The sequence below is a fragment of the Streptococcus sp. 11273D007BT genome, from assembly GCF_053547195.1.
Map to the genome: position 1 here is coordinate 1,265,831 of NZ_JBPWPE010000001.1, position 22,826 is coordinate 1,288,656.

Annotated in this window: 22 protein-coding genes; all 22 read right to left on the reverse strand. The window is 36.6% G+C overall.

Features of this window, described 5'->3' with window-relative positions; translation table 11 throughout:
• Complete coding sequence (gene secY2, locus ACEE75_RS06455) at positions 1-1,218, reverse strand: accessory Sec system protein translocase subunit SecY2 (protein WP_449173586.1); 1,218 nt, start codon at positions 1,216-1,218, stop codon at positions 1-3.
• A gap of 245 nt (positions 1,219-1,463) precedes the next feature.
• Positions 1,464-2,345, reverse strand: coding sequence for a glycosyltransferase family 2 protein (locus ACEE75_RS06460; protein ID WP_447574607.1), 882 nt, complete (start codon positions 2,343-2,345; stop codon positions 1,464-1,466).
• Positions 2,342-4,084, reverse strand: coding sequence for an SP_1767 family glycosyltransferase (locus ACEE75_RS06465; RefSeq protein WP_447574609.1), 1,743 nt, complete (start codon positions 4,082-4,084; stop codon positions 2,342-2,344). The genes ACEE75_RS06460 and ACEE75_RS06465 overlap by 4 nt, the downstream gene beginning before the upstream one ends.
• An 11-nt stretch (positions 4,085-4,095) precedes the next feature.
• Positions 4,096-5,088, reverse strand: a complete 993-nt coding sequence (locus ACEE75_RS06470; RefSeq protein ID WP_447574611.1) for a sugar transferase — start codon at positions 5,086-5,088, stop codon at positions 4,096-4,098.
• Positions 5,085-5,969 (reverse strand): glycosyltransferase family 2 protein, encoded by an 885-nt coding sequence (locus ACEE75_RS06475; RefSeq protein WP_354368032.1) that lies wholly within the window; start codon positions 5,967-5,969, stop codon positions 5,085-5,087. The genes ACEE75_RS06470 and ACEE75_RS06475 overlap by 4 nt, the downstream gene beginning before the upstream one ends.
• A gap of 18 nt (positions 5,970-5,987) precedes the next feature.
• Positions 5,988-6,947 (reverse strand): polysaccharide pyruvyl transferase family protein, encoded by a 960-nt coding sequence (locus tag ACEE75_RS06480; protein WP_447574613.1) that lies wholly within the window; start codon positions 6,945-6,947, stop codon positions 5,988-5,990.
• 147 nt (positions 6,948-7,094) lie between these two features.
• Positions 7,095-8,090 (reverse strand): NAD(P)/FAD-dependent oxidoreductase, encoded by a 996-nt coding sequence (locus ACEE75_RS06485; protein WP_447574615.1) that lies wholly within the window; start codon positions 8,088-8,090, stop codon positions 7,095-7,097.
• Positions 8,091-8,186: 96 nt separating this feature from the next.
• Entirely contained in the window at positions 8,187-8,903 is a 717-nt protein-coding gene (trmD, locus tag ACEE75_RS06490; protein ID WP_447574617.1) for a tRNA (guanosine(37)-N1)-methyltransferase TrmD, read from the reverse strand.
• Positions 8,890-9,408, reverse strand: coding sequence for a ribosome maturation factor RimM (gene rimM / locus ACEE75_RS06495; protein ID WP_447574619.1), 519 nt, complete (start codon positions 9,406-9,408; stop codon positions 8,890-8,892). Before rimM ends, trmD begins: the two co-directional genes overlap by 14 nt.
• A gap of 185 nt (positions 9,409-9,593) precedes the next feature.
• Positions 9,594-9,836, reverse strand: coding sequence for a KH domain-containing protein (locus ACEE75_RS06500; RefSeq protein WP_427895466.1), 243 nt, complete (start codon positions 9,834-9,836; stop codon positions 9,594-9,596).
• An 8-nt stretch (positions 9,837-9,844) separates the two neighbouring features.
• Positions 9,845-10,117, reverse strand: coding sequence for a 30S ribosomal protein S16 (gene rpsP, locus ACEE75_RS06505; protein ID WP_427895464.1), 273 nt, complete (start codon positions 10,115-10,117; stop codon positions 9,845-9,847).
• A gap of 127 nt (positions 10,118-10,244) precedes the next feature.
• Positions 10,245-12,014 carry an ABC transporter ATP-binding protein gene (locus ACEE75_RS06510; protein WP_449164761.1) on the reverse strand — a complete coding sequence of 590 codons (1,770 nt, stop codon included), beginning with the start codon at positions 12,012-12,014 and terminating at the stop codon, positions 10,245-10,247.
• Between the two features lie 9 nt (positions 12,015-12,023).
• Positions 12,024-13,760, reverse strand: a complete 1,737-nt coding sequence (locus ACEE75_RS06515; protein ID WP_447574622.1) for an ABC transporter ATP-binding protein — start codon at positions 13,758-13,760, stop codon at positions 12,024-12,026.
• 57 nt (positions 13,761-13,817) lie between these two features.
• Positions 13,818-15,686, reverse strand: a complete 1,869-nt coding sequence (locus ACEE75_RS06520; RefSeq protein WP_447574624.1) for an ABC-F family ATP-binding cassette domain-containing protein — start codon at positions 15,684-15,686, stop codon at positions 13,818-13,820.
• On the reverse strand, positions 15,679-16,890 hold the full coding sequence (locus ACEE75_RS06525) for a CCA tRNA nucleotidyltransferase (RefSeq protein ID WP_447574626.1): 1,212 nt from the start codon (positions 16,888-16,890) through the stop codon (positions 15,679-15,681). The genes ACEE75_RS06520 and ACEE75_RS06525 overlap by 8 nt, the downstream gene beginning before the upstream one ends.
• Entirely contained in the window at positions 16,887-17,654 is a 768-nt protein-coding gene (gene dapB / locus ACEE75_RS06530) for a 4-hydroxy-tetrahydrodipicolinate reductase (RefSeq protein ID WP_447574628.1), read from the reverse strand. The genes ACEE75_RS06525 and dapB overlap by 4 nt, the downstream gene beginning before the upstream one ends.
• Positions 17,655-17,657: 3 nt before the next feature.
• The gene (locus tag ACEE75_RS06535) at positions 17,658-18,506 is read right to left on the reverse strand and encodes a DegV family protein (RefSeq protein WP_447574630.1); all 849 of its coding nucleotides are present in this window, start codon (positions 18,504-18,506) and stop codon (positions 17,658-17,660) included.
• Positions 18,507-18,508: 2 nt separating this feature from the next.
• The gene (locus ACEE75_RS06540) at positions 18,509-18,883 is read right to left on the reverse strand and encodes a DUF1149 family protein (protein WP_354368006.1); all 375 of its coding nucleotides are present in this window, start codon (positions 18,881-18,883) and stop codon (positions 18,509-18,511) included.
• 61 nt (positions 18,884-18,944) lie between these two features.
• Positions 18,945-19,493: a hypothetical protein gene (locus tag ACEE75_RS06545; RefSeq protein ID WP_447574632.1), complete on the reverse strand. Its 549-nt coding sequence runs from the start codon at positions 19,491-19,493 to the stop codon at positions 18,945-18,947.
• Positions 19,494-19,580: 87 nt separating this feature from the next.
• Entirely contained in the window at positions 19,581-20,855 is a 1,275-nt protein-coding gene (locus tag ACEE75_RS06550; RefSeq protein ID WP_447574633.1) for an ABC transporter permease, read from the reverse strand.
• Complete coding sequence (locus tag ACEE75_RS06555) at positions 20,855-21,559, reverse strand: ABC transporter ATP-binding protein (RefSeq protein WP_354368000.1); 705 nt, start codon at positions 21,557-21,559, stop codon at positions 20,855-20,857. The genes ACEE75_RS06550 and ACEE75_RS06555 overlap by 1 nt, the downstream gene beginning before the upstream one ends.
• An 11-nt stretch (positions 21,560-21,570) precedes the next feature.
• Positions 21,571-22,752, reverse strand: a complete 1,182-nt coding sequence (locus ACEE75_RS06560) for an efflux RND transporter periplasmic adaptor subunit (RefSeq protein WP_447574635.1) — start codon at positions 22,750-22,752, stop codon at positions 21,571-21,573.
• Positions 22,753-22,826 lie beyond the last annotated feature (74 nt).

Consider the following 22,826-nt stretch of genomic DNA (forward strand, 5'->3'; position numbering starts at 1 on the left):
CTACAATAACTTACCGTATTTTCTCCATGTCAATAGCACATTGACTTGCTCTACTATTCCTAACATTAAACTAGTGACAACAAAGATATTACTAACTAACATGGCAATACTAGTTTTATCACCTTGACCAATAATAAAAAGTAATGGGACAACGCCAATAACACAAACAAAAATGGCACCGATTTGAGATAGAATCGATAAATATCGACGTAAATATAGCTCAGTTTCTTTGCCTGGTCTAACAAATTCAATATAATCTCCACCTTGACGCATGGTTTTTGCGATATTAACAGGGTCATAATTGTAATAAGTAAATCCAATTGTCAAAGTGTAAAGAATAATAGCATAAATTAAAGCCCCTGTCCAAGTAGATAACCCAATATTTTGAGATATCAATACTAATGTTTCATTATCAGGAAATAATCCCATTAATCCTTGAATAATGACGGGTGGTAACATCATCAAAGTCATTCCATACATGAATGGCATCCCTCCTGCAGGATTGACACGAATAGGGATATAATTTTTATCGGTGTAACTATTACTAACACTAATTCGACGAATGGGAATACGATATTCTCCTCGATATGAAAAAATAGTCACTAAAATCAATGCATTAACAGCTATAATAAAAATTAAAATTTGTCCCCAAACAACTGGTGACTGAAGTGATTTCCCTTCAAAAAATGATGAAATATTACTAAAGAAGGTTAAAATCATATTAACAATAATAATAACCGTAGGGCCACCTAACCCTTTTTCTGCATTTCTATTCCCTAACCACATCAAAGCAAAGGCACCTGAGATGATCATCGTCATTGTCATGACACGCAATACTATTGGTGATTGAAAAAGACTTCCTTCCACTGGTAAAAATGTACTAGAAGCTGTAATTCCAAAGGCTTGGATAAGTGCGACAACAAACGTTAAAGTTAAACGCGCGCGATCAGATTGAGCTTTAGTTGAACTTTTAAAAAGCTCAAATACCGTTACAAAACGCCATAAGATCATAGAAGTCATCCAAGGACTCAACCCTAGCGAAAATAAAGTAATACTACTTAATTGACCACCTGTAATCGAAGCTAAACTATTTAAAGCATTGGCAGTGGCTGCGTCTCTGGCTACTCCTGTATTAATTGGAACAGTCACCACAGGCAAGCTACGCCCTAACATATAGATAAAAATAATTCCCGTTGAAAATAGAATTTTTTTTAGCAATAATGAACTTCTCAGTTTAATTTGTAATTTTCTAAACATATATTTCCTATACTTACAATACTAGCAGTATGCCCAATTGCTTTAACAGAAGATTAAATGTTCTCTGTATGATGATTGAGCTTTCTAAGATGACATAATCATTTTAAAACCAAAATAACATGTTTTAATTTTAATCTTAAAATAATAAAATCCATTCTATTATAAATCCCCTATCATTGTCAAGTATTCTATCAAAAATGGCCTCATTACGAATTCCACTTTGATAGAATTTCTAATTTTTGAAGGATTTGTTTATAATGATAGTAGTCACCTGAAGCGAGATATGAATCACGATGTTTATCTAAACGCCATCTATAAGCTCTTAACTCCGATGAAATATCAAATCCAATTAAACTTAATAAGGTGATCCTTTCTTCGATACTCTTAATCGGAAAAACATCTACAAAATTCACTGTTTTCGTCACACTAGATGAACGTTTTCTATGATAATAAATCCCAATATGATTGTAGACAATTTTATTAGCCAATAGATAAATTTTCCAAGTAGTATAGTCATCCTCCACTTTCTCAGATACTGGATAGAGAATATTTTCAAACAGACTAGCTTTATACAATTTTGACCATGGAACTGTGAAACATTGACTAAAGGCATTTTGTCCCACATATTGTTTGTCAAACCATTCTTTTGGAGTAAAAACTTGTTGGTAATAATCCTCACTTCTTAAATGAAAGTGATACACTGATTTATCCTCTATAAATTCAGTGAAATTAGCAACGGCAATATCACTATCTGTTTCTTTTAAAGCACGGTATAGAAGCTCAATATGATTAAGTTCTAGCCAATCATCATTATCAACAAATAATATATAATCGCCCGTCACTAGGGACAGAGCCGTATTACGTGTCGCTCCAACACCACTTCCACCAAGTGGCTTATGATGCACACGAACACGAGAATCTTTTTCTCTGTATTGCTCACAAATGAGGGCAGAACCATCTTCAGAGCCATCATTAATCAATAATACTTCAAGATTCGTATAAGTTTGATTTAAAATACTATCAATACATTGGTGTAAATACGGTTCTGCATTATAAACGGGTACAATAACCGTTACTTTTTCCTTCATTGCCCCTCCTGATTTTGATAATGGTTGATTAGATCGAGTTTTGCAGATAATTCTTGATATAATTCAATCTGTCCTGCTTGAAGGCTATCTGTTTGACATTTTTTCAATCTGGCAATATACGATGCTACATGTTCTGTAACATCAAACCCCATACTAGCTAATAAGGCAATTCTTTCTTCTGCATTAGAAATCATAGAAGCGATATCATCCAACATACGTGTCCGTGACAAGCCGTCCTGTCGCTGAGAATAATAATACAGACCAGCATTCACAAATGTAATCTGATCAGCTTTTAAGTAGAGTTTATAGATTGTTGCATCATCCTCACGCAACCTTCCTAAAGGAAAACGTATCCCTTCAAATAATTCCTTCTTAAAAAGTTTAAGAGGTGAGAAAGTAAAAGCCATATACAAATTATGTCTAGCCATATTTTCTTGATCTAGCCATTCTTGACGCTTATAATTTTTTTCAAAATAATTTTCTGAAGTAATAAAGAATAAGAAGCTTTGGCGTTCTTCATTAAAAGATGAAAAATTAACAGCAGAAATATCCGAGCCATTATCCTTCAGAGCTTTATAAAGTTTTTCTAGATAAATATCCTCCACAAAATCATCTGAGTCAATAAAAGTTATATAGTTCCCGTTTGCCTTATCAATTCCCAAGTTACGTGCAGCAGAAACACCTTTATTACTTTGATGATAAAGATGAATACGAGAGTCTTTTTCGACATACTCTTGACAAATTGAAACACTTCCGTCAGTTGAGCCATCATTGATCAGTAGCAATTCAAAGTCTGTGTGAGTTTGCTTTAAAATAGAGTCGATGCAACGTTTTAAATAAGGTGCAACATTATATACGGGAACGATTACACTAATTGTTTCTTTGTTTTTATCTAATTTTATCATTTCTACCTTATCCTCATCACCTGACAAAGATACTTTTTCTAAAATTTGTGAAGAGTAACTTGTATCATCATCGAACACAATGTCTTTATCGTAATTAAATTCAGCTGTATGTTTATTGGCTAATTTCACTTTATGAGTCGCCCCCATCTTAAACCACTCATACTCTGAGTCAATATGCCCGATATCAATTGCTTGATACCCTTCTTGAGATAAATCATAAGCAAGAACTTTTGCTGTAGGACCTAACATTAATAGGATTAATTTCCCTTTAGCATGACGTTTTATTGCGTTATAAATTGCAGAACGCTGTTCAAATGCATCTTTTGATGGACAAATAATACGTGAAATTGAGGCTGCATTGTCAAATAAATCATTTCCTACTCCTGAGCGTGAAGTCTCGCCTTCCACAATCAGAATATCTCTACGATCCCATAATTTTTTCAACTTCTGAAAAGAGGACTTCGCCTCTGTTTTATCTTTTAAATCAATATAGGGACGAGAAATAAATGTTGAGCCATACCAGTCTGATTGACAGTATTTATCATAAAATGATGAATATTGATTAAAGTGATGATGCCAGAAAGACTTGGCTGATTGATTGTATCTCTCCAAGCGCTCAAAGACATCTGGTAAACAAACCATTAATTGAGAATTACTAGGAGTTAACAAAATTTGTTTCAAAAATGCTGCTAAAGCAGGATCATATTTCTGATAAGGAATACTTCTCCCCATCATGATATCTACTTCACCATCACCGAAACGAGCAACAGAGGAAAAATGCTCTAAAACAAAATCTAAGCTCTCACTAATCGAAAGAACATGTACCGCCTTCATTACTATCTCCCTTATTCACATAACGCCGAAAAGACCGCATCCGTCAGCAATTTTTTTGTAAAGTATCCTTGCCTAATCAGAGGGTTAAATTTTCTCACTGATGCTACCTTTTCTAAATATTGCACATCTGTCATCTGTTGGATTATTTCTACAACTTCATCTAAACTATCCACTACCCAGCCTAAATTATTATTTTCTATAATTTCCTGATTAGCAATTCCCCTTTGAACAAATACTGGTATCCCTGCAGCAATGAAGCTAGCTAGCTTATATGGGCAATAAAGCTTTTGATAATCTTTATCGTGATCGTCCATCCATACCAAACCAAAGCCACCTTGTGACATATCCATCAGTAATTCTTCATTAAAACGCCAAGGCTCTCTAACAACAGTATCTGGTAATTCAACCTGTTTGGAGGAGTAAAGATGCAAGGGAATAGAATAGTTCCACTTGGTAATAAAGCTAAATCGAACAGGATCTCCTGGGAAATGAATTTTTCTATCAAGTCTAGCTTGCTTCATAGGAACCTGAGTTGGATGGTCCCACATTCCTTGAATAATAGCTTTTTTCACTGTTAAACCATGATCTCGCAAAGTGTCTAACATTTGTTGACTCGGCACAACAATAACATCTGCTTTGTTATAGTAAGAAATAGTCTGATCCATCAAGTAATAATTACCTGCAAACATCAGAGGAACAACATCATGGACAAAAACTACAATTTTAATTTGGTAAGCTCTTAATTTATTCATCACACGTTCATCAAACGCTGTCGTATTCCATGTGGGTGTTTGAAAAATAACAACATCACCATGTCTCAAACCTGCTACAATACCATCTAAACGCTTACTCAATTCATTTTCACTGTCACCATGGAAATTATAAGCATAAATCCCCAACTCCCTATAACCTAAAGTAGATGCAATATCAGTAACAACGTTTTGAGCTAGTTGAGCTGTACTTTGAGGTGATTGCCCATTAATATTTGTAATATAAACTCTCATTTTCTCTTACCATATTTTTCCATCAACTTAATTCTAAATTCTAGATTTTTATAGGAGACAACATCACCATTTCTTAATTTAGAGTCACGATTAATCTGTGATCGCCATTGGTATGCCTGAATTTCTCGAGAAAGATCCAAACCTAAAAGCCCTAGAACTTCCAGACGTTCAGTAACGGGAACAGTAGAAAAAATTGTTGCTTGATCGGCAACTTGAGTCATAGAGCCTGCATTGACACGATAAATCAATGTAGATCGATGCATATAAGCAATCCTATCAGCCATTAAATAGGTTTTCCAAGTTGTACGATCATCCTCACCAAACCCATCAGTTGGATATAAAATATACTCAAATAAAGATTTCTTATACATTTTGCTCCAAGGAACAGTAAAACACAAACTCAAATTATGTGGTGCTCCATATTGATAAGCAAACCACTCTTCTGGCGTATAAACTGCCTCATAATAATCCTCTGGATTAATATGAAGATTGTAACGCCCTTCTGATTCAATGTATTGACTAAAGTTTGAAATAGCAATATCACTATTTGTTCTTGTTAACAAGTCATATAAATCACTGACATGATTAGGATCAATCCAGTCATCAGCATCAAGAAAAACAATATAATCACCACTTGCCACGTCTAAAGAGGTGTTACGAGCTGCACCTAGACCTTCATTTTTATATTTATGAATGACCTTTACACGAGAATCTTCTTGACGTAATTGTTCACAAAGTAAGGCGCTACCATCTGTTGATCCATCGTTAATCAACAAGATCTCCAATTTCTCATATGTCTGCTTAAAAATACTTTCAACACACTGCCTTAAATGTTTTTCTCCATTGTACACCGGCACAATAACACTTACCAAATTACTCATTTTTCTCTCATTTCAATTTTATCTATAAATACCATAATATTGGTGAGCACTCCACAAGCCTGTTACAAACGATTGGATCAATTCTGGATCATTTAAAAACTGCTCTAAGGGGCGTCCATTAAGGTAGCCTGCTCGGCTTTGAAATCCTGTAAATTTCTGACAACGATGCTCTAATTCTGCACGAATCTTTAAATAATCTGTAGGATTTTCCAAAGGATTATTGATATCATAACCTTTAGATAAAAACTCTTCTACTGTCATATGATGTGCTAAGTCTCGAAGCCCTTCAAATCGTCCTGGTTCAAAATTCGGTAATTCTAGATTCAAAACAGGTGTCCCCAAGGCTAAACAAGGTAGAGTGCCATGAAGCCTCGTTGTCACAACAAAGCGTGCGGATTGATACAGATAGAGATAATACTGTGCTATTTTCATGCGTCTCTCAGGTGACATATATCGATGATTTGTATCAGCACTCATACGCAAAACAGGATACTTAGATTCCTTCTCAACTTTATTAAAGACATCATTTGGCAAATCAATTGCCAGAATAAAATCTTGTTTTGGAACATTTTTTTCTGGCTGTAACGTCAGAGTTAAACAACCTGAAAAATAAGACTCTACTCCCAGACTCTCCATATAGCGTTTAGTATCAAAGCTTCTCGCTCCCACAGGTCCATACTTTTTAAAAAAGTTAACATTAGCCTCTGACGAAAAAGCTTCCTTAACCTGATCATCAAAATACATTGACAAAAGTAAGGGATTAACTTGATCAAGCGTCAAGGGAAAATTTTCTGGTCTATGTGAATACCAACCGTTCATAATTAGTTTAATCTCTTCATCAGAATCAAACTGGGCATCATTCGGATAGTCACGATTAATAAAATAATCTACTTGTGGCAAAAATCGTTTAGCTGCTAGTGATTGAATCTCATCGCCAATATTTCCTGTAGAGTAGGTAAACAGTGCATATTTTGTCATTTATCAATTCCCCATTTTTGATATCAATATATCATCTATTTCTATTTATCAGTCTCTTATATATTAAAAAACCTATTATATTATTTTAGTTTAAAAACATTATTTTGTCAAAAATACCAATAAAAAAGGGGGCTCTCCCCTTTTTTATCAATTAATCAACGATGTACTATGAACAACACGATTATCTCGATCAGGATAAATATAATTGATAGCTTGGTTTATCGCGACTGGTGCTTCTCCAAAACCTGTTGCAATCAAATCAACTTTTCCATCATAGGCAGCAGCATCCCCAATTGCATAAACACCTTCTTGACTTGTTTCAAACAATGAGGACACAAAAATGCTACTTCGCTTGCTATCAAGATTCCAATTTTTTAGGTTTTTATTGGAAGTTGAAAATCCAAAACTCACAATAAGAGCATCAAGAGAAAGTTCCACCTGTTCCTCCTCTTTTACCTTTTGAATGACAAGAGACTGTGCCAAGTGGTTATCTCCTTTTAATTCAAGAGGCAGATAAGGTGTGAACACTTGCACATTTGATTGCCCTAGAAGTTCAACACTGTGTTCATGGGCTCGGAAAGCTTCTCGACGGTGGACTAAACTCACTGATTTTGCCAAGCCATCAAGCGCTAAAGCCCAATCAAGTGCAGAATCTCCTCCTCCGCAAATCACAACATCTTTTCCAGCAAACTGATCTAATTGATGAACATTGTAAACAAGGTTAGTGTCAGCATAAATCTCTTCATTTTCCAATCCTAAAGGGCGTGGAGCAAAAGCTCCATTACCACAAGCAATGACGATTGCTTTAGAAAAATGTTGATTCTTGTTGGTTTGGATAGTAAATAGACCATCTACTTTTTCAAAAGTTTTAACTTCTTCTTTTAAACAAATCGTTGTACGATCTTCAAAGCGCTTTAATTGTTTTAGGAGGTTTTCGATGAGCTCAGCACCTGTCACTTCTGGATAGGCTGGAATATCATAGATTTTCTTTTCAGGATATAAAATAGCAGGTTGTCCACCTAGCTCGGATAAGCTTTCAATGATTTTTACGGACATACCACGTAAACCTGCATAAAAAGCTGCAAATAAGCCTACTGGTCCACCACCAATAATTGTAATATCGACAACTTGTTTTTCCGTCATTTATTTTCTCCAAATATTTAACTTTTTTTTCATTATAGTACACGTAAGATTTAACTCAAGATATTTTCTAGGCTTTTAAAAATTGAGCTGATGTCCTTACTCGGCTTTGATCTTTTCGAGCAACACCGCTTCTTCTTCAGTTAGGCTGTAATTTTCTAATAAGTCAGGACGGCGCTGATAAGTTTTTCGTAAACTTTCTTCCAAGCGCCATTTACGAATATTTTCATGGTGACCGCTCATCAGCACATCTGGCACCAGCATACCACGAAAATCATAGGGACGTGTGTACTGAGGATATTCTAAGAGGCCAGATGAAAAGGAATCGTCTTGATGACTTGCTTCTTTTCCAATAACATCTGGAATCAAGCGAACAGTTGCATCTACTATTGTCATCGCAGCTAGTTCACCACCTGTCAGTACAAAATCTCCTAAGGACACTTCATCTGTCACTAAGGTCTTAATGCGCTCATCGTACCCCTCATAGTGTCCACAAATAAAAATTAGCTCGTCTTCTTGTGCTAGCTCCTCTGCAAAGGATTGATCAAAGCGACGCCCTGCAGGATCAAGCAAGATAACACGTGGTTTTTCAGCTCCAATCTTTTCAATTGTATCAAAAATCGGCTGAGCTCTAAGCAACATCCCTTGACCTCCACCATAAGGCTCATCATCCACATGACGAGCTTTTTCCGCATTTTCTCGGAAATTATGGTAGTTAACCTCAAGCAAACCTTTATCTTTCGCTTTTCCAACTATAGAGTGCTCAAGGGGAGCAAACATCTCTGGAAAAAGGGTCAAAATATCAATCTTCATCATCCAAACCCTCTAAAACATCAACGTCAACACGATGATTAGCAATGTCAACATTCAAAATAACTGGAGGAATATAAGGAAGTAATAAATCCCGCTTTCCTTTACGCTTTACCACCCAAACATCATTTGCTCCTGGTTGAAGAATTTCTTTAATTTGACCAATCAGGAGATCATTTTCATAGACATCTAAGCCAATAATTTCATGGTAGTAAAACTCACCATCATCTAAATCTGTCAGATGTTCTTCTGCCACTTTTAAACTAAAACCTTTATATTTTTCAATGTCATTGATATGATTCATATCCTTAAATTTAATAATATCAAAGTTTTTATGTTTACGGTGTTTTGCAATTATGACGACAGAAACAAATTGATCCTTATCATCAAAAAGAGCTAGCTCGCTCCCTTTTTTAAAGCGGTCTTCAGCAAAATCAGTCACACTCAAGACACGCATTTCCCCTTGAAGTCCTTGTGTATTAACAATCTTTCCAACATTAAAATAATTCATCTTCTCTCCACTCTCGGCTACCAAGGCAACCTCTGCCTTTCAATATTTTTCCTTCCCCACCAAGCACTAGCAAATCTCTTTTCTAGGTAATTGGTCAGACAAACTTAGAGTAGCCATTCTTACCCATTCTATCATGATTTCTCTTTTTTCTCAAGATAACAAAAAAGAGCTAGAGTAATGCTACTCTATGCTCCTTCATCAATAACGATTCTTGCTTTTTTACCTTGAGTTGGAACCGAATAGACAATCGATCTTATTGCTGTGATGGTCCGCCCTTTTCTTCCGATAACACGTCCAATATCACTGCTAGCAAGATGAAGATGATACTCTAAAAATTCAGGGGTATCTTCAATTTTTATTGTAAAAGCATCTGGTTGTGAAATCAAGGGCTTCACAATTGCAATAATGAGATTTTCAATCGTATCCATAAGCTAAATTATTTTGAGAATTTTGAATCGTGGAATTTTTTCATAACGCCTTCTTTTGAAAGGATGTTACGAACTGTATCAGATGGTTGTGCACCATCAGCCAACCATGCAAGAACACGGTCTTCTTTAAGTGTTACTTGGTTTTCAGCAACAAGTGGGTTGTAAGTTCCAACTGTTTCGATAAAGCGACCATCACGTGGTGCACGTGAATCTGCTACGTTGATACGGTAGAAAGGTTTTTTCTTAGAACCCATACGAGTTAAACGGATTTTTACTGCCATTTTAAATAATCTCTTTTCTGTTTTATTATTTTTGGTTTCATTGAATAGCACAGCTATCAATTTACCTTTACTATTATAACAGATAATTATAAGCTGTCAAGTTTTTTTCTTGACAGCTTGTATTTTTTTAATCTGACTGGCTAAACTGGCTATAATACAAGTCATGATAAAAACCTTTTGCTGCCAATAAACTCTCGTGATTACCTTGTTCTATAATCTGACCATCTTTTAAGACTAAAATCTTATCAGCTTCTTGAATTGTTGACAAGCGATGAGCAATCACAAAAGAAGTTCGCCCCTGCATCAAGCGCTTCATAGCTTTTTGAATTAATATTTCCAGTCGTGTGTCAACAGATGAAGTCGCCTCGTCCAATATTAAAATAGCTGGATCTGCAAGTAAGGCACGAGCTATGGTTAACAATTGTTTCTGTCCTTGTGAAACATTGCTAGATTCTTGATTCATCTCCATGTTATAGCCACCTGGAAGAGTGCGGATAAAATGATCTACATTTGCCATCTTAGCGGCTTCAACAATTTCTTCATCTGTAGCCTCTAGCCTGCCGAATCTCAAATTTTCTTTAATAGTTCCTTCGTATAGCCAAGCATCCTGCAAAACCATACCAAATTGCTGGCGGTAGCTTTGGCGATTAATGTGGCGAATATCCTGGCCATCAACAGTAATCGCACCACTCGTCACATCATAAAAGCGCATCAAGAGATTAATTAAAGTGGTCTTACCTGCACCAGTGGGACCAACAATTGCAACCATCTCCCCAGGTTTAACTTCTAAATTAAATCCCTGAATCAATGGCTTATCTGCCACATAAGAGAAATCCACCGAATGAAAGGAAACCTGCCCTGTTAAAGGGGAAGTCAACACCATCTCTTTTTCACTCTTTTCATCGATTTCATCCAAAACTGAAAAGATACGCTCTAGTGAGGACTTAGCACTTTGTAGTTGTGGTGCAAGCTGTGTCAATGTCTGTACAGGTTGTGTAATCTGCCAAACATACTGGACAAAAGCCTGCATATTACCAATCGTTAATTTTCCAGCCATAACTTGAAGACCTCCTACAAAGGCAACAACCATATAAGTCACGTCTGATAACCCATGTAATAATGGCATCAACATACTGGACATAAAACTGGCTTTAAAACCGACTTCTTGTAAGTCAGAGGTAATTTTCTGAAACTCTTGACTTGATTGTTCTTCTCGTCCATAGAGTTTGATAATGTTAAAACCTGTTAAATTTTCTTGAACAAAACCATTTAACTGTCCCAAGATATCTGCCTGAGCTTTAAAATAAGGTTGAGATTTCTTCATGATCAACCTTGAACCAAAATATGTCGCTGGCACCATCAAGACAACAATCAAAGCTAATCCAACATTCAGGTAAAAGACCATCACCAATACTAATATCAAGGTCAGTACCGCATTAACAATTTGAAGAAAACTTTGTTGCAAAGCGTTAGATACAGCTTCGACATCACTAGTAAATCGACCTAATAAATCCCCAAATTGATGCTTGTCAAAATAAGAGACTGGAATACGATTAATTTTTCGACTCAAATCTTCTCTTAAGTCCATCACCGCACCTTGCACCCCTTTAGTCATGTAATAGTTAGAGCCATAGGCACCAATTTCATAAAGCAAGGCACGAAAAGCATATAAGGCTAACAAACTGACAATATAAGGGACATTGATTGCTGCACCAGCCACTCCTTTTGCTATAGCTAATAAATTAGATGTTAATTCTGTGATGATTAACCCTAGAACAAAAGGTTCTAAAACATTCATGATACTGCTAAGAATCTTTAAAGAAATAGCCAAATAGATGGAACCTTTATAAGCTGAGAGGTAGGTCCAAACTCTTTTAAACACCTTAGTTTCTTTCATCTTAACCTCCTATTTCCCTGTCAGTTTTTGACGATTCAACTGAGAATCGGCAATTTCTTTATAGATAGGGTTTGTGGCCATCAATTCATCATGAGTCCCACGTCCTACAATCTCACCTTTGTCTAAAACAATAATATGATCGGCATCCATAATCGTTCCAACACGTTGTGCAACGATTAAAACTGTCGCTTCTTTAGTCACTTCCTTCAAACGTTGACGCAAAGTAGCATCAGTTTGATAATCTAAAGCTGAGAACGAATCATCAAAAATATAGATATCTGGTTCTTTCACAAGAGCACGCGCAATAGATAAACGCTGTTTTTGACCGCCAGATAAATTGCTCCCACCTTCTGATAAATGTGTATCAAAACGCTCTTGTTTACTGTCGATAAAATCTTTGGCTTGGGCTACCTCTGCTGCTTTATGAAGATCCTCAAGACTAGCATCATCCTTACCATACTTTAAATTCTCTGCAATCGTCCCTGTAAAAAGAAGAGCCTTTTGAGGAATAAATCCAATCTTCTCACGCAAACTTTTTAAACGATAGTGTCTGACATCTACCCCATCTACTAAAATACGACCCAAGGTGACATCATAAAACCGTGGAATCAAACTCACTAAAGAGGATTTTCCCGATCCTGTTGAACCAATAAAAGCAATTGTCTCGCCTGGCTTGGCCTTAAAGCTAATATTGTGTAAGACTGGGTTTTCTGTCTCACCAGGATAAGCAAAGGTAACATTATCAAACTCTAAATAACCATGCGTCTTTGTTTCGGTTATCCCATCTTCATTTTTAGAAATGGAAATAGGTAAATCCAAGACCTCTTGCAAACGTTGGCTAGATACTTGCATCCTTGGATACATGGTAAACAAATTGGCAAACATCAAAAATGAAAACAAGGCATGAAAACTATATTCAATAAAGGCTACCAAGTCCCCTATTTGCAAACTTCCTTGAGCTAATGGATCTAAAGCAAACCAAACGATAGCTACAATCATAGCAATAATAATCTGAACGAATAAGGGTTCTGTTAATCCCGTCAAAACAAAAAGTTTTTTAGACGTTTCAGAATAGGATTGATTTGCTTGATGAAAACGCCCTTCTTGAAAGTCTTCTCTGGCAAAAGCACGAATGACCCTCAAACCTGTTAAATTTTCACGAACATACTGATTGATTTTATCAAGTGTTTTCTGCTGTTGTTCTGACAAAGGTCTGGTCTTAATGGCCACATAAACTACTGTCAAAACAAGAAAGGGCATCGCAACTGCAACTGTCCAAGCCAAACTTGGACTAGTTAAGAGCGTCATTACGACACTAGAGATCATCATCATCGGGGTAATAATCCCCAATTTCAGTGACTGTTCTGAAAATTGCATCAAGACAAAGGCATCACTTGTTATCCTTGTAACGAGTGATGAGACTCCTATCTTTTCATATTCATGGTGAGAGTAATCTTGCAATGCCTCATAAACATCATTACGAATGTCCCTTACCATATGTGTTGTCAATTTTCCAGCTGCATAGGCCAATAATAGCCTTCCTACAATCCCAATTAAGACCACAAGAAACATCATTTTAGCCCAAAAATACAGAGCTTGCTGATCATTTTGCGTTATCCCTTGATCAATCATTCTCGCCAGGATCGTTGGCAGACCTAGATTAACAACAACAAATAAGAAGGCCGCAAATACATCTAAAATTAGCCATTTAGGATACGGCTTCAAATAATTCCATATTAACTTCATCTCTTCTCCTCCCTAAATTTTTACACAAATAATGGTCTGGAAAGTTTTTCTAGACCATTATTTCTCTAATTCACTCAAATATTCATAGCGTTCATATTTTTCTAACAGCTGTTCATTGTTTTCATCTAATTCACGTTGAAGAACAGCCAATTGACCATAATCACTACTATTGGCTAACATCTCCGCTTCAATTTGTTCAATTCGATCCTCTAAGGCTGTGATGGCATCTTCAATAGTAGCCCATTCTTGTTTTTCTGCATAGGTCATTCGTTTTTTAGACTCTTTGATTTTTTCTGTCTTAGAGCTTTTTTCTTTTTGCATCAGAGTGGATTGACTCTCGATAAAAGCTTTTTCATCAAGGTAATCCGTATAATCTCCAAAAAACTCTCTAACTTGACCACCCTCAAATGCTAAAATCTTATTGGTAACCTTATCCAAAAAATACCGATCGTGACTCACTGTGATCACAGGACCAGAAAAGCTTTGTAAAAAGTTCTCCAAAACAGTCAATGTCGCAATGTCTAAATCATTTGTTGGTTCATCTAATAATAGAACATTGGGTTTTTCAATCAATATTTTCAAGAGGTATAAACGCTTCTTCTCTCCTCCTGATAACTTAGAAATCAAGGTCCCATGAGTTGATCTTGGAAATAAAAATTGTTCTAATAAGTCTGTTACGCTTGTGGAACCTACACTCGTTTTCACTTCATCCGCTATTTCTTGTAGATAAGTGATGACACGTTTATTTTCATCCATATCAATTAGCTGTTGTGAAAAATAACCAATTCGAACAGTCTCACCAATTTCCAATTTACCTGACTGGGGGCTAATCTTTCCTGCAATAAGATTCAATAGCGTTGATTTACCAACACCATTATCACCCACAATACCAATACGGTCCTTATTTTGAATCAGTAAATCAAATCGATTTAATAGCAATCGATCAGAAAAACCAAATGAAACTTGATCAAATTGAATCACTTTTTTACCAATTCGAGTTGTCTCAAAATTGATTTCCATCTCTTGATGAGCGACACTTTGATGAACATCATTTTTTAAATCATGAAAACGATTGATACGTGCCTGTTGTTTAGTAGCTCTAGCCTGTGGTTGCGTTCGCATCCAAGCCAACTCTTGCTTGTAGAGTTGTTTTTTCTTATGAAGATTAGCCGCATCTCGTTCATCTTGCTCAGCTTTTAATCGTACATAATCCTGATAATTTCCTTGATATTCAACCAAATTTGCATTCGCTAATTCAAAAATACGTGTTGCAATATTATCTAAAAAATAGCGATCATGCGTGATAAAAAGTACAGTTTTCTTGCTATTTTTAAGGTATTGACTTAACCAAGCAATCGTATCAATATCTAGATGGTTGGTTGGTTCATCTAAAAGTAATAAATCAGCATCAGCCAAAAGCACTTGAGCTAATTGCACACGGCGACGCAAGCCTCCTGATAAAGCACCAACCTGTAAGCTTAAATCAGAAAGTCCTAACTTAGATAAAACTGTCTTAACTTCACTCTCGATTGACCAAACATCAAGAGCATCCATTTCTGCCATTACTTTTTCTAATCGCACTTGATTGGTTTCAGAATAGGACGCCAAAAGACTTTCATACTCTTTAAGAAGGACCATTTCCTTTAAATCTGATGACAGAACCGTATCTAAAATTGTTTTTTGATCATCAAAGTCAGGTTCTTGCGTTAGATAAGCAATCTTATAATCACTTGGATAAGAAAATGGTGAGCGATCACCATCAAAACCTAAGTGACCTGAAATAACATCTAATAAAGTCGTCTTCCCAGTTCCGTTTACACCAATAATCCCAATCCTATCTAGAGGATGGATAATAAAGGATAAGTCTCGAAAAACAGTCTTATCGCCGACTGACTTGGTCAACCCTTCTACTAAAAAATCAGCCAAAACTCAGCTCCTCTCTCACAAAGGCATCAATTGCCTCCTTGGTATTACATAAATGACCATCCACAATCGCCATTTCAATGCTTTTTAATATTTTTCCCAGCTCTGGACCAGGTTTTAGACCAAAATCTCGCATCAAACTTGCCCCATTAACGACAATTTCATGTTTATCATGAATAGCAAGTTCTTGGTCTAGCTCCTCAATAATCCTGAAATCTACTGATAACCTCGCTCCTTCTCTTAACTTTTCTGCTAGAAGGACTAAATCTTTACCATATCGGTATAAGGTCGCTTTGTCAACTGCTTGATTAAGGCGTTTTTGATAAATCTCTAGAATGGATATAACATTTTTTTGGAAGTCATTCGAGGTTTTCCATTTTTTCAAAAACGATTTTGGATTAGCATGATGACAATAAATCAAAAGTGCAGCCCATGCCTGTTCTGACGAGGTAAATAAAAAGTCTGAAGCTAATGATTTTAACATTTCTGATAAGGCAACATCTTGTTTGGCTAAATCAGGTAAATAATGATAAGCTTTACTAGCTATTAAAGCCTCTACGCCTTTACGCCAATAAGAAGCTCTTAAGAGCTTATCTAATTCTACAAAAGAGCGCTCAACCGAAATTTTTTCTAATAATGGCGCCTGTTGCGTCATGGCATCAAAGGTTGTCTTCTCAATTGAAAAATCTAAGGTTGCCGCAAAGCGAAGTCCTCTCATGATACGAAGAGCATCTTCTCCAAAACGCTCCTCTGCTTTACCAACGGCACGCAAAACCCTATTTTCGAGGTCCTCTAAGCCATTAAACAAATCAATAATTTGACCTGTCTCATCTAGAGCAAAAGCATTGACCGTAAAATCTCGTCGTTTCAAATCTTCTTCAAGTGATCGGACAAAATTGACGGAACTAGGACGCCTAAAATCGACATAAACCTCCTCTGTTCTAAAAGTGGTCACCTCATACTCTGATTGATTCTCAAGAACTAAAACAGTTCCATGTTCAATCCCTATATCAACCGTTCGATGAAAAATAGACTTGGTCTCTTCTGGATAAGAGCTGGTAGCAATATCCACGTCATGAATGGAACGCCCTAATAAAACATCACGAACAGATCCACCAACAAAATAAGCTTCATAACCAGCTGACTTAATTTTTTCTAATACGGGTAAAGCCTTCTGAAATTCAGAAGGCAATTGTTTTAATCTCATAATAAATTTTCCAAACCATAAACAAGCTGATTGCGTTTAACCACTTCCTTGATGGCATGGTTCACACCACCCATGAAAGATACGCGATCATAAGAATCATGGCGCAAAGTTAGCCCTTCGCCTTCTGCACCAAACAAAACTTCTTGATGGGCAACTAGACCAGGCAGGCGAACACTATGAATACGGAAGCCATCAAATTCTGCACCACGCGCACCCTTAAGGAGTTCCTCTTCATCAGCAACACCTTGATGTTTTGAGGCACGAGTTTCTCGAATTAACTCAGCGGTCTTGATGGCAGTACCACTTGGGGCATCCTTTTTCTTATCATGATGTAATTCGATAATTTCCACATCAGGAAAATACTGAGCAGCCTTGGCAGCAAATTGCATCAACAGCACTGCCCCAATCGCAAAGTTAGGTGCAATTAATCCACCTAAAGAAGCTTCTACAGATAAATCCGTCAACTCCTCAATTTGCTCTGGAGTAAAGCCTGTTGTTCCAACAACAGGGGCAAAACCATTCTCTAAAGCAAAACGTGTATTTTCATAGGCTACCTTAGCCATGGTAAAATCAACCCAGACATCTGCTTCTAGACCGATTAAGTCCTCTTTTTTATTAAAAACAGGAACGCCATCAATTTCTTTTTCCGTTGCAAATGGATCTAGTAACCCAGCTAAAGTAAGACTAGCATCTTCACTCACCATTTGATAAGCAGCCTGCCCCATTTTACCCTTAAATCCTGCAATAATTACTCTTATCGTCATATATTAATCCTCAATAATAGGTGAAATTCCAATCGCTACAGCTCCTTCACCCAAGTGCGTAGCAATGACAGCTGAAAACTCTGAGATACTCAAATCTTGATACCCAGCCTCTATTAGTAACTGACTAAATTTATCTGCTTTTTCAGAAGCATTTGAGTGAATCACTGCGACTTCATACTCACCATCAGCGGTAAACTCTTTTAAGATGTCCACCAAGCGTTTAATCGCCTTTTTCTCTGTTCGGACTTTCTCATAAACTTCGATTCGCCCATCATTAAAATACAAAATAGGCTTAATACTCAATAGATTTCCTAAAAGTGCAGCACCATTTGAAAGACGACCACCTTTCACAAGATGATTTAAATCATCTACCATAATAAAGGCTGTTGTCTGATCAATTTGTCGATTCAACTTAGAAACGATTGTCTCAAAATTAAGACCCTCCTGAGCCCAATCAAAAATATTTTTAACCATCAAGCCCAGTGGCACACTCGTGATTTTACTATCTGGAAAGACAATCTCCAAGGGCTTATGCTCCTCTACCAAATATTGAATATTTTGGTAAAAACCAGAAATGCCACTTGATAGGAATAAACCAATCACATGCGTAAAACCTTGATCTAATAGTTGAGTTAATAAAGCATCCAACTCTGCTAGACTAGGTTGACTCGTCTTTGGAAGATCAGAAGATTTAGCCATCTTATCATAGAACTCAATAATCGAAAGATTTTTCCCTTCTACAAAAGACTCTTGGTCAATCGTGATGGGAATATCCAAAATAAAAAGATTCTCTTTTTGCTCAAAACCTTTTGGTAGAGAAATCGATGAATCTGTAATTACAGCTAACTTCATCATTAAAACTCCAAATTGACACCAGGCTGATCAAGAGCAATCTCTGTCACTTCATAACTTAAGCGTTTGAGCATATCTAATAAAGGTTTTGATAAATTCTCAACCTCTTCTTGTGAAAACTCACTTGGCTCATTGACAATACGATTTTTGATGTGAACCATCTGAGAAATCGCACCACTTAAGACATACTGTTCAAAAACAATAATAAATTGTAAGACAGCTACAATAGTAGTTTGATTTTTTTCGGTATTTTTTTCAACCAATTGAAAGGTCACTTCAACATTTGTTTCAGGTTGACCATGTTCTTTTTCCCACTCTAAATTACGGGCATCATAGTGATATTGATTGACAAATTCTTGTTCACGAACTAATTCCATGATCTTCTCCTTAGTTTCATCATTTCTCTAAATTATAGCATAAATCTACCTTATGCGAAAGCTAGAATTTCTTTTGAGGATGCTTAGCAATAATCTCTGGATACCGATTTAGTAAGGCTTCTCCTTCTTTAGACAAATGGCAGCCACGAATAGAAAATTGCCTTGCCAATTCTTCTTCTGTAAATTCCTCAGCCATAGCTTTATCTAAGTCCTCGCGCTTCATTTTTGAAAGCCCCTTAACACCTTTTTCTTTCAAAAGAAGTTTTAATTTCCCTGCAGGTAAGTGCGTTAAGGAGGCTAAAGCAGTATCTTCAACAACCAGACCATCATGAATTAAAAGCTCCAACTCTTTTTGAGCATCAATGCCATAACTGTATTCAAAATATTTTGAAATCACGGTTTCATTCGTATAAGTCCCAAATTGAACACGCCATAAAAGAATTAAATGCCCTGGAAGGTACCCTTCTGAAACACGAATCATATTTCGTTTTGGAACCAACTTACCAGAAGAAATCGCCACCTCTTCAAGAAATTCTGCTATATCACGCTCTGGTGAGATATAGGGAAACTCTGCATGAGATTGATACAACTGTCTTAATTTATTTTCCATAAAGGTCATTGTACCATATTCAAAAGCAATTTAAAAGAAGTTGGACAAACAACAACCTGGTTGCTCACTCCAACTTCTCTCACTACTTTATTCGTATCTCAACGCTTCAATAGGGTTAAGTTTACTAGCTTTATTAGCTGGTAAAATTCCAAATATGACACCTACTACTGCAGAAAAAAGAATACTTCCTACAGCAGAGGTTGCTGTAATAACAGGGGGGCCACCAAAGGTTGCATTGAGAGAATCACCAATCATTGCCACACCTCCATAAGCTAATAATAGGCCAATAAGACCACCTAAGGCAGTCAACACCATAGACTCAATTAAAAATTGTGTCAAAATATTGCCCCTTGTAGCTCCTAAGGCTTTTCTTAGCCCTATTTCACGAGTCCGCTCTGTAACAGATACTAGCATGATATTCATAACGCCTATACCACCAACAAGAAGTGAGATACCACCAATAGCTCCCATAACCAGTTGAATCCCCAAGGTTTGTTGTCCGATATAAGCTAGACCACTACTAATATCATAAACTTGATACTCTCCTTCTTTAACACCAGATAGTTGTGTTAAGCGTCGAGCTGCTGCACTTCCGACTTCTAAGATACGTGAGACCTCTTTAACATGCACAACAACCTCTGAGATCTCAGGCTGATTATATTCAGCTGCCAGTTGCGTATTGGCCATCATAATATTCCCATTAGATTGAGCTGCTAGGAGAGCATTTTGTGCATCTGGATCCTTGTAAACACCGATAACACGATAAGAACTTTCCCCTAGTGTAATCACTTGATTAAGAGCTTGTTGAGCGCTATCAAACAATGTTTTAGCTAATTTCTCATCTAATAAAATCACCCTGGCAAATCGACGATAATCATCATCAGTTAGCTGACGACCAGCAACCATTTGATATTTTTTGACTTTAAAATAGGTATCGTTCACCCCTGTAATTGCAACATTATTAACCTTCTTATTTTCAAAACTAACTTTAGCTGTAGTGCTGTTAGTCACATAATAGTTATCAATGCCATCAATACTTAAAAGTTGTTTAACCCATGATTCTTGGACATCTGGTGCTTTTTTATTAGCTAACTGATCCGTTGCAGCACTATTCATGGCTTGTTCTTGGAGTTCTGCTTGGGTAACGATCCCTTTTCCTCCCTTACTCTTAATCGGAGAATAGTTAATAGAAACATTTTGTTGATCCTTAGTTAACATTTTGGTGAAGGCTTGATTGATCCCACTTCCCAACGCCACAATGATAACAACAGACATAACACCGATAATAATACCTAACATGGTTAAGAATGAGCGCATTTTGTGCGCCATGATGGAACTAATGGCAAATTTCCAATTCTCCATTACTCTACCTCCTTACTAGTGTCAGAGGTAATCAAACCATCTCTAATAACGATCTTACGACTGGCATATTCTGCAATCTCAGGCTCATGCGTTACCATAATAATCGTTTTGCCCTCCCGATGTAACTCTGTTAACAAATCCATAATCTGAGCACCTGTTTTCGTATCTAAGGCACCTGTCGGCTCATCTGCAAGAATAATAGAAGGACTATTAACCAAAGCGCGTGCTATAGCCACCCGTTGCTTTTGTCCACCAGACAGCTCTGATGGGAGATGATGCATTCGCTCTGATAACTCCACTTTTTCCAAATAACTTTCAGATAATTTTTTTCGTTTCGCCGAAGGAACACCAGCATAAATTAAAGGTAACTCTACATTTTGTAGTGCTGTTAATTTTGATAGAAGAAAAAATTGTTGAAAAACAAAACCAATCTCACTGTTTCGCACACGCGATAAATCTTTCTCTGATAAATTTTCAACCTCTACGCCATTTAAAACGTAACTTCCTTCACTTGGACGATCTAAAAGTCCAATAGCATTCATTAGAGTTGATTTTCCTGAGCCAGATGGCCCCATAATAGCTACAAACTCTCCTTCATGTACGGTTAAATCAATACCTTTTAGAACTTGCAACTCTTCATCACCATTCAAGTAAGACTTAATGATACCTTTAAGCTTGATCAATTCTTTTTGTTTTTGATCCATTAGGTTCCTCCTTACTCAGACGATTTCGTATCTTTAGTTTGGATTTTCTGTCCATCTTTAAAAGATTTACTTGGTTTTTCAACAATCCATTGACCTTGGGATAGCCCTCCTGTCACTTCCTGATCTGTGGCATCTGCACTACCAAGAGTAACTTCTGTCTTTGTCACTGTTCCTTTGCTATCATCATAGACCCAAACATAATGTTTATCTTTGTCTGTAACCAGAGCTGATAAAGGAACAATCGGATGATTTGCTGTACTCAAGACCTCAACACTAACCTTAAATCCTTGTTTTAGTTCAGCGGCATCACTTGTAAAATTAACTTTGAAGGGATAACTAGAAGAGCTACTAGATGAATTAGCATCTGTCCCTGGGGCTTCTGGATAGTTGGAAATATAAGAAATTTTTCCAGTCCATTCTTTATCAGGATAAACTTTTGATGTTATCTTAACATCTTGATCAACTTTTAAGTTTGCGAGATTGTACTCTGTCACCTTACCTTCGACTTGTTGTTGTCCTTGACTGACAATATGCACCAACACTTGTCCCGTCGTGCTAGTAGAAGATGGATTTACAGAGGTATTAACTTCAACTACTGTACCAGCTACTTTACTATAGACAACTGTATCATTTAAGGCTGCTTCTGTCTTATTAATCTCATCTTGAGCATTAGCAAGTGAATCGTTCAAATCATTTAATTGACTTTGATAAGAACGCTGTGTCTGTCCGCTAGCATCTGCAACTGTTGTTCCATCTTCTGATAGTGACGTTGCGTCAGATTGAACAACACCATAAGTTTGTAAATCGGATAATTGTCTGCTCACCTTATTGTAGTTGCGGATGGCTTGGTCATAAGCTGCTTGAGCAGCTGTGCTATCGTACTGTACCAAAGCCTGTCCTTCTTCTACTTGATCCCCAACTGCAGGAATAACTGAAACCAAATCACCCTTATTCGTTTCGTAATAGACATACTGCTCTCCGTCAGATTTGACTGTCCCTGTCAACAAGGTACTAGATGCAACAGATCCATTTTTTACTTCACTCACCGTATAAGTTTTAGTTGTGGCTTGACTTGTGTTTTTACTAAAAACACTCATAAAAGCAGCCACAATTATCACTAAAAGAGCCAGTATTCCAAGCAAAATCTTAAATGTTTTGCTTAATTTAAATCCAGACTTTTTCTTTTTACGCATCAATCTTCTCCTTTGTATTGATATTTTAGTACAATGATAACTTTTTTTAGATATTTTGTCAAGATTAGAAAAAA

Excerpts from the sequence above, each read along its gene's own strand:
- ACEE75_RS06560 (WP_447574635.1), bottom strand. The coding sequence starts at position 22,752 with ATGCGTAAAAAGAAAAAGTCTGGATTTAAATTAAGCAAAACATTTAAG.
- ACEE75_RS06460 (WP_447574607.1), bottom strand. The coding sequence starts at position 2,345 with ATGAAGGAAAAAGTAACGGTTATTGTACCCGTTTATAATGCAGAACCG.
- ACEE75_RS06515 (WP_447574622.1), bottom strand. The coding sequence starts at position 13,760 with ATGAAGTTAATATGGAATTATTTGAAGCCGTATCCTAAATGGCTAATT.
- ACEE75_RS06540 (WP_354368006.1), bottom strand. The coding sequence starts at position 18,883 with ATGGAATTAGTTCGTGAACAAGAATTTGTCAATCAATATCACTATGAT.
- ACEE75_RS06550 (WP_447574633.1), bottom strand. The coding sequence starts at position 20,855 with ATGGAGAATTGGAAATTTGCCATTAGTTCCATCATGGCGCACAAAATG.
- ACEE75_RS06545 (WP_447574632.1), bottom strand. The coding sequence starts at position 19,493 with ATGGAAAATAAATTAAGACAGTTGTATCAATCTCATGCAGAGTTTCCC.
- ACEE75_RS06500 (WP_427895466.1), bottom strand. The coding sequence starts at position 9,836 with ATGGATACGATTGAAAATCTCATTATTGCAATTGTGAAGCCCTTGATT.
- ACEE75_RS06535 (WP_447574630.1), bottom strand. The coding sequence starts at position 18,506 with ATGAAGTTAGCTGTAATTACAGATTCATCGATTTCTCTACCAAAAGGT.
- rpsP (WP_427895464.1), bottom strand. The coding sequence starts at position 10,117 with ATGGCAGTAAAAATCCGTTTAACTCGTATGGGTTCTAAGAAAAAACCT.
- rimM (WP_447574619.1), bottom strand. The coding sequence starts at position 9,408 with ATGAATTATTTTAATGTTGGAAAGATTGTTAATACACAAGGACTTCAA.
- ACEE75_RS06485 (WP_447574615.1), bottom strand. The coding sequence starts at position 8,090 with ATGACGGAAAAACAAGTTGTCGATATTACAATTATTGGTGGTGGACCA.
- ACEE75_RS06510 (WP_449164761.1), bottom strand. The coding sequence starts at position 12,014 with ATGAAAGAAACTAAGGTGTTTAAAAGAGTTTGGACCTACCTCTCAGCT.
- ACEE75_RS06525 (WP_447574626.1), bottom strand. The coding sequence starts at position 16,890 with ATGAGATTAAAACAATTGCCTTCTGAATTTCAGAAGGCTTTACCCGTA.
- trmD (WP_447574617.1), bottom strand. The coding sequence starts at position 8,903 with ATGATGAAGATTGATATTTTGACCCTTTTTCCAGAGATGTTTGCTCCC.
- ACEE75_RS06555 (WP_354368000.1), bottom strand. The coding sequence starts at position 21,559 with ATGGATCAAAAACAAAAAGAATTGATCAAGCTTAAAGGTATCATTAAG.
- ACEE75_RS06470 (WP_447574611.1), bottom strand. The coding sequence starts at position 5,088 with ATGAGAGTTTATATTACAAATATTAATGGGCAATCACCTCAAAGTACA.
- ACEE75_RS06465 (WP_447574609.1), bottom strand. The coding sequence starts at position 4,084 with ATGAAGGCGGTACATGTTCTTTCGATTAGTGAGAGCTTAGATTTTGTT.
- ACEE75_RS06475 (WP_354368032.1), bottom strand. The coding sequence starts at position 5,969 with ATGAGTAATTTGGTAAGTGTTATTGTGCCGGTGTACAATGGAGAAAAA.
- dapB (WP_447574628.1), bottom strand. The coding sequence starts at position 17,654 with ATGACGATAAGAGTAATTATTGCAGGATTTAAGGGTAAAATGGGGCAG.
- ACEE75_RS06480 (WP_447574613.1), bottom strand. The coding sequence starts at position 6,947 with ATGACAAAATATGCACTGTTTACCTACTCTACAGGAAATATTGGCGAT.